The following is a 13,291-nucleotide window of genomic DNA, read 5'->3' on the forward strand; positions in this document are numbered from 1 at the left end:
CATAGGAACATGGGCTCTGTGGGAGCGGGCTGGCCCCGCGATAGCGCTGTGTCAGTCACGTTGCTATCGCGGGGCAAGCCCGCCCCCACAGGGTGCCCGGCAGGATAAAGCTTTGCGCTTAGTTCCAGCCAGCCCGGTCCATCAAGCGAATGGCTTCGGCCTGACGCTTGCCGGCCACTTCAACCGGGATGCTGTCAGCCTTGAAGCTACCCCAGGCGGCGACTTCTTCAGACGGTGCGACTTTCGGGTTGGCCGGGAACTCCTGGTTCACGCCCGCGAAAATCTTCTGCGCTTCTTCGCCGGTCATCCACTCGACCAGCTTTTTGGCCGCTTCAGGATGCGGTGCATATTTGGTCAGGCCGATGCCCGAGAGGTTGACGTGCACACCACGGTCAGCCTGGTTTGGCCAGAACAACTTGACCGCCAGGTTCGGGTTTTCCTTGTGCAGGCGGCCGTAGTAGTAGGTGTTGACGATGCCCACGTCGCACTGGCCGGCGTTGATGGCCTGCAGCAAGGCGGTGTCGTCAGAGAACACGTCGGTGGACAGGTTGTTGACCCAGCCCTTGATGATTTCCTCGGTTTTCTTCTCGCCGTGGGTTTCGATCAGGGTTGCGGTCAGCGACTGGTTGTAGACCTTCTTCGCGGTCCGCAGGCACAGGCGCCCTTCCCAGTTTTTGTCGGCCAGCGCCTCATAGGTGCTCAGCTCTTCGGGTTTGACTCGGTCGGTGGAGTAGACGATGGTCCGTGCGCGCAGGCTCAGGCCGGTCCAGTCGTGGGACGAAGCGCGGTATTGCTTGGGAATGTTGGCGTCGATCACGTCCGATTTGATCGGCTGCAGGATGCCCATCTGTTCGGCCTGCCAGAGGTTGCCAGCATCGACGGTGAGCAGCAGGTCGGCGGTCGCGTTCTGCCCTTCAGCCTTGATCCGCTGCATCAGCGGCGCTTCTTTGTCGGTGATGAACTTGACCTTGACCCCAGTCTTGGCGGTGTAGGCGTCGAACACCGGCTTGATCAACTCGTCGATGCGCGAGGAATACACCACCACTTCATCTGCTGCCTGGGCGGTACCGCCCAACAGGGTCAGAGCCAGGGCGGCCAATACGTGCTTGCGTGGCAACATGGTGCAGTCCTCGGAGTTCAATTGAGGCGCAAATGGTAGTGAATGCCATTTACCTTCTCAACCGAACTCACTGGGGAGGAGTTACCAGATGTTACAGCGGCAACGGAGTAGCTTCAGGCCTGCGCCAGTTCTGGCAGATCACCACTGAGCCCCAACGCCTGGCGCACGAACAACGCTTTGGCCTCAGGTAATTGCTCAACCCATTTCAAACCACTGTTGCGCAACCAACGCAGCGGCAGCGGATCGGCCTGGAACAAACGCTCAAAGCCTTCCATCGCCGCCATTAGCGCCAGGTTGTGCGGCATGCGCCGCCGCTCGAAACGGCTCAACACACGCTCATCGGCCAGGCGCTCGCCACGCTCATAGGCGCGCAGCAATTCTTCGGCCAGCACTGCGGCATCAAGAAAGCCCAGGTTGACGCCCTGGCCCGCCAGCGGGTGAATGGTGTGTGCAGCATCACCAATCAACGCCAGGCCTTCGGCGACGTAACGTTTGGCATGCCGTTGGCGCAGCGGTACGCACAGCCGTGGGTCAGCCTGCAGCACGCGGCCAAGGCGGCCTTCGAAGTCACGTTCAAGTTGTGCACAGAACTGCGCGTCGTCCAGCTGCATCAGGCGCTCGGCCTGTTCAGGTGTGGTCGACCAGACAATCGAACACCAGTCCTGCTGGCCATCGCGCAGCAGTGGCAAGAAGGCCAGCGGCCCCTCGTCGGTAAAGCGCTGCCAGGCTGTGGCCTGGTGCGGCGCGCTGCAGCGCACACTGGTGACAATGGCGTGGTGCAGGTAATCCCACTCGCGGGTTTCGCAACCGGTCAGGCGGCGCACCGCCGAATTCGCCCCGTCGGCGGCAATCACCAGTGGCGCGCGCAGGGTGCGGCCATCGGCGAGAGTCAGCAGCCATTCATCACCGGAGCGGCGCATTTGCTCCAGGCGTGCATTGGCCAGCAAGCCGACTTCACTGTCATGCAGGCGCTCCAGCAAGCCATCCTGCACCACACGGTTCTCAACGATATGGCCGAGCACTTCGGCATGTACGCTGGCGGCAGAGAAATGAATCTGCCCGGTGCCACTGCCGTCCCAGACGCGCATGTCGGTGTAAGGGCTGACACGCCGCCGCTCGATGCCTTGCCAGGCACCCAGACGCTCAAGAATACGCTGGCTGGCCATCGACAAGGCGCTGACCCGCGGCTCGAAAGGCGCTTGCTCATCGAAGGATTTGACCGACAGCGGGCTGCCATCGAGCAGGAGAATTTCCAGGCCACTGTGCTGCAACGCCAGGGCCAGGGCGCTGCCGACCATACCGGCACCGACAATCAACAGATCTGCGCGCATTTCCATGCCTTAAGCCTGTCTCGCTTGCGGCTTGAGCCGCACGTAAAGGGTTTTGTCGACCTGCGCCACCAGCTCGCCGGCAGCGTCACGGATATCGACCTGGAGGCGTGGCAGGTACTTCTTGCCGCCCGCCGTGTGCTCCCGAATATCGGCCAACAGTTGCTCGTCGATACGCAGCTCGGCGAATACCGGGCCTTTGCCCGGCGAGATGAAATCGATGCTGGCCGCTTTGTCCCAGACAATGTATTCGCGGCCCAACAGCTCCATCAGCATCAGCATGTAGAACGGATCGACCATCGAATACAGGCTGCCGCCGAACTGGGTGCCGACATAGTTGCGATTGAGCCGGTTCAGGCCCATGCGCACCTTCACCTGACGAAAGTCGGCACTGATGCTTTGCACCCGGATGCCCGCGCCGATGTAGGGCGGATAAAAGTTGAGTATCCAGCGCAGCACGCGCGCACGCCGTGCCAGTTTGCGCGAATCGGCCATGCTCAGCTCCGTGGGTCCGGACGGGTTCCCAGGCCCATGGCCTGACGAGCGAACCAACGTTTGGCCGGGGGCAACAGATCGAGGCCGAGCAGCCCCAGGTTACGCCCCGTGGCAATCAGCGGTTGAGCGCTGCCGAACAAGCGGGTGACCCGGTCGGAGAAGCCGACGGTCAGATCCTGATCCAGGCGCTGGCGCTCGCGATAAGCCTGTAGCGTGGCGAAATCACCGGGTACTGCCGGGCCTGCCAGCAGGCCTTCGGCCAGCGACTGCACATCGCGCAGCGACAGGTTGAACCCCTGCCCGGCAATCGGGTGCAGACTGTGCGCGGCATTCCCCAGCACCACCAGGTGCGGGCGTACCTGCTCTTGAGCCTCTACCAGCGACAAGGGATACAGATGCCGTGCGCCAACCTGGCGCAAGGCACCCAGGCGGTAGCCGAATACGTCCTGCAACTCGCTGAGGAAACTGCGCTCGTCCAGCTCGGCCAGGCGCTTGGCGTCCATACCGGCGCGGGTCCAGACCAGCGCACAGCGATTCTCCGGCAGCGGCAACAAAGCCATCGGCCCTTCATCGGTGAAGCGCTCGAAGGCCTGGCCGCGATGGGCTTCGCTCGGTGTGATGTTGGCGATCAAGGCACTCTGGTTGTAGGGCCGCTGGCTGACATGAATGCCCAGTTGCTCACGCAACCCGGAGCGCCCGCCATCGGCCAGCACCGCCAGGTCGCACTCGACCACGGTGTCATCGTTGAGCGACAGTCGATAACCGTCTTCCAGCGCTTGCATGGCCGTCACTTCAGCCGGGCAACGCCAGCTCACCACCTCGGCATCCAGGCCTTTCCACAGGCACTGGCCGAGCCAGGCGTTCTCCACCACGTAACCCAGTGCCGGAACCCCTTCTTCCATGGCATCCAGGCGCGTGGCGCCAAAACGGCCACGGTCGGAAACCTGGATCTGGCGGATCGGCTCGGCGCGGCGGCTGATCTGTTGCCACAGCCCCAGGCGCTCATAAATCTGGCGTGTACCGAACGACAACGCCGACGAACGTGCGTCGTAGCTGGGCTGGTAGCTATCGCCCGGAGCAAAGGGCTCAATCAGTAGAATTTTCCAGCCGCGGGCTTTGGCGCCCGCTTGCAGGGCGAGTGCCAGGCTGGCGCCGACCAGGCCGCCGCCAATGATTGCCAGGTTCACCCGGTTCATGCCGCAGCACTGCGCGCAGCAGCCATCAAGGCCTCGATTTCAGCAACCGTTTTCGGCACACCCGAGGTCAGGATTTCACAGCCCTGCTTTGTTACCACGACGTCATCCTCGATACGTACACCAATGCCGCGCCACTTTTTCGCGACACTCTGGTTATCGGCACCGATATAGATGCCAGGTTCCACGGTCAGCGCCATGCCCGGTTCAAGTACCCGCCACTGGCCACCGACTTTATATTCGCCCACATCATGTACATCCATGCCCAGCCAGTGTCCGGCGCGGTGCATATAGAAAGCGCGATAAGCCTCGCTTTCAATCAAGTCTTCAACCTTGCCCTTGAGCAGGCCCAGCTCCACCAGGCCCTGGGTAATGACCTGCACTGTCGCTTCATGGGCGTGGTTCCAGTGCTTGCCCGGGGCAATTACCGCGAACGCCGCCTCCTGGGCTTTGAGCACCAGTTCGTAGATCGCCTTCTGCTCGGGCGAAAACTGCCCGCTGACCGGAAAGGTACGGGTAATGTCGCTGGCGTAGCAGTCGATTTCACAACCGGCGTCGATCAGCACCAGATCGCCGTCTTTGAGCGGTGCATCGTTTTCCTGGTAATGCAGGATGCAGCTGTTGCGCCCGGCCGCGACAATCGAGCCGTAAGCGGGCATCTTCGCTCCGCTTTTGCGGAACTCGTAATCCAGCTCGGCTTCCAGGCTGTATTCATGCAGCCCGGCACGACACGCCTGCATCGCCCGTACATGAGCCCGCGCGGAAATCGCCGCGGCCTCACGCATCACCTTCACTTCTGTCGCCGATTTATACAGGCGCATGTCATGCAGCAGATGATCCAGGGCAACGAATTCGTTCGGCGGCTGGGCGCCGAGGCGCGCTTTAGAGCGGATCACGTTGATCCATTCCATCAGGTGGCGATCGAATTCGGCATTACTGCCCATGGCCGAATAAACACGGTCACGGCCTTCGATCAGGCCGGGCAGAATGTCGTCGATATCGGTGATCGGAAAGGCATCGTCAGCGCCAAAATCACGGATTGCGCCTTCCTGGCCTGCGCGCAAGCCATCCCACAGCTCACGCTCCGGGTTGCGCTCACGGCAGAACAACACGTACTCGCCGTGCTCGCGGCCCGGGATCAGGGCGATGACCGCTTCCGGCTCGGGGAAACCGCTCAGGTACTGGAAGTCGCTGTCCTGGCGGTACACGTGCTCGACATCGCGATTGCGAATGGCAACCGCGGCAGCGGGCAGGATGGCAATACTGTTGGGCTCCATCTGCGCCATCAGCGCCTTGCGTCGACGGGCGTATTCCGACTTGGGGATGTGGCTCATGGGCAGAGGAGTCCTACGTTGATCAGTGCAGCGAAGGTTTGGCTGCAGGTTCGACCGGCTTGGCCAGCTCTGTGTACAGCAGCAACGGCGCGACGCGCAGGTATTCCATTACTTCCATATAGTCGCTTTCGCCGTCTTCGGATTCTTCCAGGGCATCCTGAACCTGCGAGATCGCGTCCAGGTCCTGCAAGACTTCCTTGGCTTCGGCGCTCAGGGTCAAGCCACCGGCGTTCAAGCCAAAGCCATAGAGGAAGCCCTTGCACCACTCGCCCAGGGCGGCAGCGCGGTCGGTCAATGCGGCTTCATCGCCCGGCAACAGCAGCACAACAGTGATATCGTCGCCAGTGAGTTCACCTTTGACCATTTCCTGCAGGCCGATTAAAGCGTTACGAACGTTGTCTGCCGGATCGTTTTCCAGCAGGTGCGCGGCGTCGGCCAGCCAGGCTTCGGCATCGAAGCCGGCACCGGCGCAACTGCGGCCGAGCAACAGCCCGTGCAGTTCGGCAGGGGAAACAGGATGCCCGCTGCTGCTGAGCAAGGTGGCGAAAGCGGTGTACGGCGAATTGGTATTGGGCATGGGCAACTAGGCGCCAGACGGCGCAATGACTAGAATGAAGACCTTGTATCCTAGCACCGGCAGGCGCGCCAAGACCATCGACGCGGCCAACTCGGGGCAGACCAGGGTATAAACCGGGCAACCACCCGCCAGACCGAATCGAGTGGCAATCCATGCAAGAGAACGATCTGCAAACGCTGATGGGCCGATTCGAGCTACTGATAGAGCGAGTCGAGCAACTAAAACGGCAAAACGCACTCCTACTAACTCAGGAAAAGTCCTGGCGCGAGGAACGCGCCCACCTCATCGAAAAAAACGAAATCGCCCGGCGTAAGGTCGAATCGATGATTTTGCGACTCAAGGCCCTGGAGCAAGACTCATGAGTTCAAGCAATAGCGTCACCGTTCAGATCCTCGACAAAGAGTACTCGATCATCTGTCCGCCTGAAGAACGCAGCAACCTGGTCAGCGCCGCACGCTACCTGGATGGCAAAATGCGTGAGATCCGCAGCAGCGGAAAAGTGATTGGTGCCGATCGGATTGCCGTGATGGCTGCGCTGAACATCACCCACGACCTGCTGCACAAGCAGGATCGCCCTGAAGTTGCTGCCGGCGGTGCTACCCGCGAACAGGTGCGCGACCTGCTGGAACGGGTCGATCAGGCACTGGCCGACGATCACGATTCAAATAAGGGTTGAGTATCGGTATACTGGCGCCACTCCCTGGAGTGCTTGCCAGTCGGTCATGTCCCTGAGCCGATACGCACAACCACGGGGGTTGCACGTGGGGCCGGTGTGCATGTCCGCTTGACGGAAAGCCTTAACGCCTCCTGCAATCTCCACCTTGAACTTTCGGGTTCAAGGGCTACACCGACAGCGGTTCGTCGGGGAGCCTGAATTACCTTTGCTCGCGCCAAGCGCGGGCAAGTCGAGCTGTCACCCGTTCGGGGGCAGCCCTCTCTGGGAACGCCCGTGCCATGACCGACACCGCGCCGCTCACCCGCCCCCAGCTACGCCGCCTGTTACGTGATGCCCGCCGCGCTTTGAGCCCGGCTGAGCAGCGTCAGGCCGCGCGCGGGCTGTATCGGCAACTGGCCCAGCATCCACTGTTCCGCCGCGCCCGCCATATCGCCCTGTACCTGCCCAACGATTGCGAGATCGATCCACGCCTGTTGCTGCGCGAAGCCCAGCGGCGTGGCAAGCACACGTACTTACCGGTGCTCAATGCCTGGCCAAAAACCAAGATGGCCTTTCAGCGTATCGAGCCGGGTGAAAAGCTGCGCCCCAACCGTTTTCGCATTGCCGAGCCACACATCAACCTGGCGCGACAACGGCCGATCTGGGCGCTGGACCTGATCCTGCTGCCCTTGGTGGGGTTTGATGAAATGGGTGGTCGGCTGGGTATGGGCGGCGGCTTCTATGATCGAAGCCTGGCCTACCTGACGCGGCGCAAGGCGTGGAAAAAGCCTTTGCTGCTGGGCTTGGCCCATGAGTGCCAGAAAGTCGAACGGCTGGCGCAAGCCAGCTGGGACGTGCCACTACAAGGAACGGTCTCGGACCGTGGTTGGTACCTGGCGCCTGTCTGAAAGCGCCAGCATGGCGATCAACGCTGCTGCGGATTCACCGGCATTTCGTAAGGAGCGTCGAGCTTGCGCTCCCAAAGGCTTTGCGCATAACCGGTAGTGACCACACCCAAACCGAACAGAAACACCAAAATCCAGAGCAAGTCCGGTTTGCGATTCATTGATTGCCCCCCTCAGGCAAACTGATCACGTTGTCAGCAACGTTTTTTAATGGTTGCAGCAGCGTCAAGCTTAAAATGGGCGCATTCTCCGACAACCTGCGTCGACACGCAAACCTTGACGCCAACCGACTGTCGGTTTCATGCAACAGGTTATTTCAAATCTTGTCAGGAGCAGTATCCATGGCCTATTGGCTGATGAAGTCCGAGCCCGATGAACTCTCGATCAAGGATCTGGCCCGCCTGAAGGAGGCGCGCTGGGACGGCGTTCGCAATTACCAGGCGCGCAATTTCCTGCGCAGCATGGCGGTGGGCGATCAATTTTTCTTCTACCACTCAAGCTGCCCGGAGCCGGGCATCGCCGGTATCGCCCGGATCAGCACCGCGGCCTACCCGGACCCAACTGCACTGGACCCACAGAGCCATTATTTCGACGCCAAGGCCAGTGCCGACAAAAACCCCTGGAGTGCCGTAGACGTTGCCCACGTAGAAACCTTCAACAAGGTGCTGGGCCTGGGCTACCTCAAATTGCAGACGGCCCTGGCCGAGCTGCCGCTGGTGCAGAAAGGCAGCCGCCTGTCGGTGATGCCCGTAACCGCTGAACAGTGGGCGGCCATACTCGCGCTGCGATAAACAGCGTAGGATGCTATCGATTTGACTAACATCAACGCACCAGGATCGGTGCCACGTCACAATCTGACGTGTGAACACAGCAGGATGCAGACTGATGAGCCAACGTACCCCGAAACTTTTTGCCGGTGCCTTGATCGCCCTGCTTCTGGCGGCGGGCGGCCTGGGCTACTGGAAGTCACTGCACGACCGCCTGCCGGAAGGCCTGAGCATGGGCAACGGCCGGCTTGAAGCCACTGAAGTACAAATCGCCAGCAAGATCCCCGGACGCCTGGCCGAAGTGCTGGTCGACGAAGGCGATAGCGTGCGCCAAGGCCAGCTGCTGGCACGTATCGACACCCGCACCCTTGAAGCCCAACGCAGCCAGGCTGAAGCCGAAGTGCTGCGCGCCAAGGAAAACTACTCCGCTGCCCAGGCCAACGTGCAGTTGCGCCAGAGCGAGTTGTTGCTGGCCAGTCAGGAACTCAAGCGGGTGCGGGAGATCTTCCAGCGCAAATATGCCAGCCAACAACTGCTCGACCAGCAGCAGGCGCGCTACGACACCGCCAACTCTGCGGTCGTCGCCGCACGCGCACAGCTGGCTGCGATCAAAGCGGCCATCGGTGCCGCCGAGGCGCAGGTAGCGCAACTGACCAGCGAAATCGATGACAGCAGCTTGCGCGCGCCCATCGATGGCGTTATCCAGCTACGCCTGGCTGAGCCCGGCGAAGTGCTGGGCGCCGGTGGCCGGGTACTGATGCTGATCGACCCGAACGATCAGTACATGAACCTCTACCTGCCCGCCTCGACGACCGGCCGCCTGACCGTGGGCGATCAGGCGCGCGTGGTACTCGACGCCCTGCCGGAAAAGGCCCTGCCGGCAAAAGTTGCTTTTGTTGCCGCCAAAGCCCAGTTCACCCCGAAGCAGGTGGAAACCCGCGACGAACGCCAGAAGCTGGTGTTCCGGGTCAAGTTGCGTTTGACCGAACCCAGCGCCGTGCCACAGGCCAAGCCCGGCATGCCCGGTGCGGGCTACGTGCGCACCGCTGACGTGGACTGGCCGGCCAATCTGCAATGAACGCTCTGGCGCTGCAGGCCGAAGGCATCAGCCACCGTTACGGCAAGCTCAACGCCCTGCGGGACATCAGCTTTGACTTGCCCGCTGGCACCCGCTGCGGCCTGATCGGCCCGGACGGCGCGGGCAAGTCCAGCTTGCTGGGGCTGATCGCCGGGGTGAAGAAACTGCAAGCCGGTGAACTTGCGGTGCTCGGCGGCTCGATCCGCAAACGCCGCCATCGCAACAGCTTGTACCCGCGCATCGCCTTCATGCCTCAGGGCCTGGGCAACAACCTGTACCCTGAATTGTCGATCAGCGAGAACATTCGCTTTTTCGCCACGCTGTTTGGCCTTAGCGCCACAGAGTGCGAGCAGCGCATGCACAACCTGCTACTCGCCACTGACCTTGCGCGCTTTGCCGAGCGGCCGGCGGGCAAGTTATCGGGCGGCATGAAGCAGAAGCTGGGCTTGTGCTGCGCCCTGATCCACGAACCGGACCTGCTGATTCTCGACGAACCGACCACCGGTGTAGACCCGCTGTCACGCCGACGCTTCTGGGAGCTGGTCGAGCAGGTACGCCAGGAACGGCCGCAGCTCACCCTGCTGGTAGCAACGGCCTATATGGAAGAAGCCGAGCAGTTCGAGCATTGCCTGATGCTCGACCGCGGCAAGCTGATTGCCGCCGGGCTCAGTCACGAGCTGGCCAGCGTCACTGCCAGCGGCAAGCTGGATGACGCCTTTACCCACTTCCAGGGCGACAGCGCACACGATGCGCAGCCGCTGCAGATTCCGCCGCGCCCTGAAGGTGACAACACGATTGCCATCGAGGCCCATGAACTGACCCTGCGTTTCGGCGATTTCACTGCCGTGAACAAAGTCAGCTTCGCCATCGGCCGCGGTGAGATCTTCGGCTTTCTCGGCTCGAACGGCTGCGGCAAGACCACCACCATGAAGGTGCTCACTGGCCTGATGCCGGCCACCGAAGGCAGCGCCACGCTGCTTGGCCGCCCGGTAGACGCCAAGGACCTGGCCACCCGCAAACGGGTCGGTTTTATGTCGCAGAGCTTCTCGTTGTATGGCGAGCTCAGCGTGCGACAGAACCTTGAACTACACGCCCGCTTGTTCGACTTGCCCAAAGCCGAAAGCGCACCGCGCATCAGCGAGCTGATCGAACGCTTCGACCTCGGTGAAATCGCCGACCAGCAGTCCGGCGCCCTGCCCCTGGGTTTGCGCCAGCGCCTGTCGCTGGCGGTCGCGGTTCTGCACCGGCCCGAGGTGCTGATCCTCGACGAACCCACCTCAGGGGTCGATCCCGCCGCGCGTGATGATTTCTGGCGATTGCTGATCGAACTGTCGCGGGATCAGGGGGTGACCATCTTCCTGTCGACGCACTTCATGAACGAAGCGCTGCGCTGCGATCGCATTTCCCTGATGCACGCTGGCAAGGTATTGGCCTGCGACACACCGGCCGCGCTGCAGCAGCAGTTTGCCGGTGAAACACTCGAAGACGCCTTCGTCACCTGCCTGGAACAAGCCCAAGGCGCCAGCGAGGCCCCGGCAGCCAGCACCCAGCTCGATGCCCCGGCCTCGACCGAACCGCTGCCAATGGCTCAGGGCTTCAGTATCAGACGCCTGTTCGCCGTGGCCACCCGCGAAGGTAAGGAACTGCTACGCGACAAAGTACGCCTGGCGTTTGCCCTGCTGGGCGCCATGTTCATGATGGTGATCTTCGGTTTCGGCATTTCGCTGGACGTCGAAAACCTCGCCTTTGCCGTGTATGACCAGGACCAGAGCCCGCAAAGTCGTGCTTATCTGGAAGCCTTCCGGGGCTCGCGCTACTTCGCCGAGCAACCGCCGATTCGCGATTCGGCAGAGCTGCATAAGCGTCTGCAACGCTCGGAAATCAAACTGGCGCTGGAGATCCCACCTGGCTTCGGTCGCGACCTGCATGCCGGACGCCAGCCGGTGGTGGCCGCCTGGCTCGACGGTGGCATGCCGTTTCGTGCCGAAACCAGCCGCAACTACGTTGAAGCCGTGCACCAGGCCAATCTGGAGCAACTGGCCGCGTTGAGTAGCAAGGCGCAGCCCGGACAATCTCCGGTACGTCTGGAAACCCGATTCCGCTACAACCAGGACGTGGTCAGCGTCAATGCGATTGGCCCTGGGGTGATGGCGCTGATTCTGGCGTTCATCCCGGCCATGCTCACGGCCCTTGGTATTGTCCGTGAGAAAGAGCTGGGGTCGATCACCAACTTCTATGCCACACCGCTGACCCGCCTGGAGTTCCTGCTCGGCAAACAAGCGCCCTACCTGGCCATCAGCCTGGTCAACCTGGCCCTGTTGGTGGCCATGAACCGCTGGCTGTTCGGCGTGCCGTTCAAAGGCAGCGCGCTGGCCCTGGCCTGCGGTGGCCTGCTGTATCTGCTGGCCACCACCAGCATGGGCCTGCTGATTTCGGCGTTCACCCGCACCCAGATTGCCGCGATCCTCGGCACCATGATTATCACCAGCCTGCCGACTATTCAGTTCTCCGGGCTGATCGTGCCGCGCTCATCGCTCGACGGCTCGGCAGCGCTGATGGGCCAATTGTTCCCGGCAGGCTACTTCCTCGATATCGCCGTCGGCACCTTCACCAAGGCCTTGAGCCTGCGAGAGCTGTGGCCTCAGTGCCTGGCGTTGCTGGCGTTCTTCATTGGTTTCACCGGGCTGAGCCTGGTCATGCTCAAGAAGCAGGAGGTCTGATGCAGCGCCTTGCACACACACTGCGCCTGGGCCTCAAAGAGCTGACCAGCCTGCGCCACGACAGCGTCCTGCTGCTGTTCCTGTTGTATGCCTTCAGTGTGGCGATCTACATGCCCGCGGCGGGATCAATCATTGGCGTGCACAACGCCAGCGTCGCGGTGGTCGACGAAGATCACAGCCAGCTGTCGCGCAAACTCGCCGAGTCCCTGCAGCCGCCGGAGTTCCAGCCCGCCGCACCGCTGGCCTTCGATCAGCTCGACCAGGCGATGGACAGCGGCCTGTTCACGTTTGTCATCAACGTGCCGGTCAACTTCCAGAGTGACCTGCTGGCCGGCCGCTCACCCGAGCTGCAGATCAACGTCGATGCTACCGCCATGAGCCAGGCGTTCATGGGCGCGGGCTATATCGGGCGGATCTTCGAGCGCGAGTTGCTCGACTACGCCAACCAGGGCTCGGCGGCCGCCAACAGCCCGGCGCAGATCAGCCCCCGGGCCCTGTTCAACCCGAACCTGGAGGGTGGTTGGTTTCTGGCGGTCATCCAGATCGTCAACAACATCACCATCCTGGCGATTGTGCTGACCGGCACGGCCTTGTTGCGTGAACGCGAACACGGCACGCTCGATCACCTGCTGGTGCTGCCACTGACGGCACTGGAAATCATGCTGGCCAAGATCGGCGCGAATGCGCTGGTGGTGGTGCTGTGCACCTGGGTGTCGCTGGAGGTGGTGGTCAAAGGCGCGCTGGGCGTGCCGTTGGCCGGCTCGCTGACGCTGTTCCTGGGGGTGACTGCACTGTATTTGTTTGCCAGCACGGCACTGGGGATTTTCCTCGCCACCCTGGCGCGGTCGACCCCGCAATTTGGCCTGCTGGCGATTCCGGTGATCATCCCCATGCTCTTGCTGTCCGGTGGCAGCACCCCGCTGGACAGCATGCCGCAGTGGTTGCAGTGGGTGATGCAACTGTCGCCGTCGACCCACTTCGTCAGCCTCAGCGCCGCCATTCTGTTTCGCGACGCCGGGTTGAACGTGGTCTGGCCAGACCTGCTGGCACTGGCCGCCATCGGCCTGGCGTTCTTCGCCGTGGCCCTGGCACGCTTTCGTCGCAGCCTTACTTCGTAAG

Annotated in this window: 14 protein-coding genes and 1 other RNA gene; 8 read left to right on the forward strand and 7 right to left on the reverse strand. The window is 62.0% G+C overall.

Going from position 1 to position 13,291, the window contains the following annotated elements; all coding sequences use genetic code 11:
* Positions 1–118 precede the first annotated feature (118 nt).
* From ACVWSC_RS27690 to ACVWSC_RS27715, 6 genes are all read right to left on the reverse strand, one after another.
* On the reverse strand, positions 119–1,120 hold the full coding sequence (locus tag ACVWSC_RS27690; protein WP_442110639.1) for an extracellular solute-binding protein: 1,002 nt from the start codon (positions 1,118–1,120) through the stop codon (positions 119–121).
* A 113-nt stretch (positions 1,121–1,233) separates the two neighbouring features.
* Complete coding sequence (locus ACVWSC_RS27695) at positions 1,234–2,451, reverse strand: 2-octaprenyl-3-methyl-6-methoxy-1,4-benzoquinol hydroxylase (protein ID WP_442114389.1); 1,218 nt, start codon at positions 2,449–2,451, stop codon at positions 1,234–1,236.
* Between the two features lie 9 nt (positions 2,452–2,460).
* On the reverse strand, positions 2,461–2,943 hold the full coding sequence (locus tag ACVWSC_RS27700) for a DUF4442 domain-containing protein (protein ID WP_442110641.1): 483 nt from the start codon (positions 2,941–2,943) through the stop codon (positions 2,461–2,463).
* Between the two features lie 2 nt (positions 2,944–2,945).
* Positions 2,946–4,139, reverse strand: coding sequence for a 2-octaprenyl-6-methoxyphenyl hydroxylase (ubiH, locus tag ACVWSC_RS27705; RefSeq protein WP_442110643.1), 1,194 nt, complete (start codon positions 4,137–4,139; stop codon positions 2,946–2,948).
* Entirely contained in the window at positions 4,136–5,470 is a 1,335-nt protein-coding gene (pepP, locus tag ACVWSC_RS27710) for a Xaa-Pro aminopeptidase (RefSeq protein ID WP_442110645.1), read from the reverse strand. The genes ubiH and pepP overlap by 4 nt, the downstream gene beginning before the upstream one ends.
* A 22-nt stretch (positions 5,471–5,492) precedes the next feature.
* The gene (locus tag ACVWSC_RS27715; protein ID WP_442110647.1) at positions 5,493–6,047 is read right to left on the reverse strand and encodes a YecA/YgfB family protein; all 555 of its coding nucleotides are present in this window, start codon (positions 6,045–6,047) and stop codon (positions 5,493–5,495) included.
* A 152-nt stretch (positions 6,048–6,199) separates the two neighbouring features.
* On the opposite strand from ACVWSC_RS27715, the gene ACVWSC_RS27720 reads away from it, so the two are divergent.
* The 4 genes from ACVWSC_RS27720 to ACVWSC_RS27735 all read left to right on the forward strand — a co-directional run bounded on the left by ACVWSC_RS27720 (position 6,200) and on the right by ACVWSC_RS27735 (position 7,610).
* Positions 6,200–6,409, forward strand: a complete 210-nt coding sequence (locus tag ACVWSC_RS27720) for a TIGR02449 family protein (RefSeq protein ID WP_133213963.1) — start codon at positions 6,200–6,202, stop codon at positions 6,407–6,409.
* Positions 6,406–6,723 (forward strand): cell division protein ZapA, encoded by a 318-nt coding sequence (locus tag ACVWSC_RS27725; protein ID WP_442110649.1) that lies wholly within the window; start codon positions 6,406–6,408, stop codon positions 6,721–6,723. The genes ACVWSC_RS27720 and ACVWSC_RS27725 overlap by 4 nt, the downstream gene beginning before the upstream one ends.
* Positions 6,724–6,741: 18 nt before the next feature.
* A non-coding RNA gene (ssrS, locus tag ACVWSC_RS27730) (6S RNA) lies at positions 6,742–6,919 on the forward strand.
* Positions 6,920–7,001: 82 nt separating this feature from the next.
* Positions 7,002–7,610, forward strand: a complete 609-nt coding sequence (locus tag ACVWSC_RS27735; RefSeq protein WP_442110651.1) for a 5-formyltetrahydrofolate cyclo-ligase — start codon at positions 7,002–7,004, stop codon at positions 7,608–7,610.
* A 17-nt stretch (positions 7,611–7,627) separates the two neighbouring features.
* Here ACVWSC_RS27735 and ACVWSC_RS27740 read toward each other — a convergent pair whose 3' ends face one another.
* Entirely contained in the window at positions 7,628–7,768 is a 141-nt protein-coding gene (locus tag ACVWSC_RS27740; RefSeq protein WP_165392175.1) for a hypothetical protein, read from the reverse strand.
* 180 nt (positions 7,769–7,948) lie between these two features.
* On the opposite strand from ACVWSC_RS27740, the gene ACVWSC_RS27745 reads away from it, so the two are divergent.
* The 4 genes from ACVWSC_RS27745 (at position 7,949) to ACVWSC_RS27760 (ending at position 13,290) form a co-directional block, all read left to right on the forward strand.
* The gene (locus tag ACVWSC_RS27745) at positions 7,949–8,398 is read left to right on the forward strand and encodes an EVE domain-containing protein (RefSeq protein ID WP_442110653.1); all 450 of its coding nucleotides are present in this window, start codon (positions 7,949–7,951) and stop codon (positions 8,396–8,398) included.
* A 94-nt stretch (positions 8,399–8,492) separates the two neighbouring features.
* Positions 8,493–9,452: an HlyD family secretion protein gene (locus tag ACVWSC_RS27750; RefSeq protein ID WP_442110655.1), complete on the forward strand. Its 960-nt coding sequence runs from the start codon at positions 8,493–8,495 to the stop codon at positions 9,450–9,452.
* Entirely contained in the window at positions 9,449–12,172 is a 2,724-nt protein-coding gene (rbbA, locus tag ACVWSC_RS27755) for a ribosome-associated ATPase/putative transporter RbbA (protein WP_442110657.1), read from the forward strand. Before ACVWSC_RS27750 ends, rbbA begins: the two co-directional genes overlap by 4 nt.
* Entirely contained in the window at positions 12,172–13,290 is a 1,119-nt protein-coding gene (locus ACVWSC_RS27760; protein ID WP_442110659.1) for an ABC transporter permease, read from the forward strand. Before rbbA ends, ACVWSC_RS27760 begins: the two co-directional genes overlap by 1 nt.
* Position 13,291 lies beyond the last annotated feature (1 nt).

The sequence above is a fragment of the Pseudomonas sp. NUPR-002 genome (assembly GCF_056322725.1).

Bases quoted from the DNA above. Each gene is read 5' to 3' on its own strand.
- ACVWSC_RS27690 (WP_442110639.1), bottom strand. From the start codon at position 1,120: ATGTTGCCACGCAAGCACGTATTGGCCGCCCTGGCTCTGACCCTGTTG.
- ACVWSC_RS27695 (WP_442114389.1), bottom strand. From the start codon at position 2,451: ATGCGCGCAGATCTGTTGATTGTCGGTGCCGGTATGGTCGGCAGCGCC.
- ACVWSC_RS27700 (WP_442110641.1), bottom strand. From the start codon at position 2,943: ATGGCCGATTCGCGCAAACTGGCACGGCGTGCGCGCGTGCTGCGCTGG.
- ubiH (WP_442110643.1), bottom strand. From the start codon at position 4,139: ATGAACCGGGTGAACCTGGCAATCATTGGCGGCGGCCTGGTCGGCGCC.
- pepP (WP_442110645.1), bottom strand. From the start codon at position 5,470: ATGAGCCACATCCCCAAGTCGGAATACGCCCGTCGACGCAAGGCGCTG.
- ACVWSC_RS27715 (WP_442110647.1), bottom strand. From the start codon at position 6,047: ATGCCCAATACCAATTCGCCGTACACCGCTTTCGCCACCTTGCTCAGC.
- ACVWSC_RS27720 (WP_133213963.1), top strand. From the start codon at position 6,200: ATGCAAGAGAACGATCTGCAAACGCTGATGGGCCGATTCGAGCTACTG.
- ACVWSC_RS27725 (WP_442110649.1), top strand. From the start codon at position 6,406: ATGAGTTCAAGCAATAGCGTCACCGTTCAGATCCTCGACAAAGAGTAC.
- ACVWSC_RS27735 (WP_442110651.1), top strand. From the start codon at position 7,002: ATGACCGACACCGCGCCGCTCACCCGCCCCCAGCTACGCCGCCTGTTA.
- ACVWSC_RS27740 (WP_165392175.1), bottom strand. From the start codon at position 7,768: ATGAATCGCAAACCGGACTTGCTCTGGATTTTGGTGTTTCTGTTCGGT.
- ACVWSC_RS27745 (WP_442110653.1), top strand. From the start codon at position 7,949: ATGGCCTATTGGCTGATGAAGTCCGAGCCCGATGAACTCTCGATCAAG.
- ACVWSC_RS27750 (WP_442110655.1), top strand. From the start codon at position 8,493: ATGAGCCAACGTACCCCGAAACTTTTTGCCGGTGCCTTGATCGCCCTG.
- rbbA (WP_442110657.1), top strand. From the start codon at position 9,449: ATGAACGCTCTGGCGCTGCAGGCCGAAGGCATCAGCCACCGTTACGGC.
- ACVWSC_RS27760 (WP_442110659.1), top strand. From the start codon at position 12,172: ATGCAGCGCCTTGCACACACACTGCGCCTGGGCCTCAAAGAGCTGACC.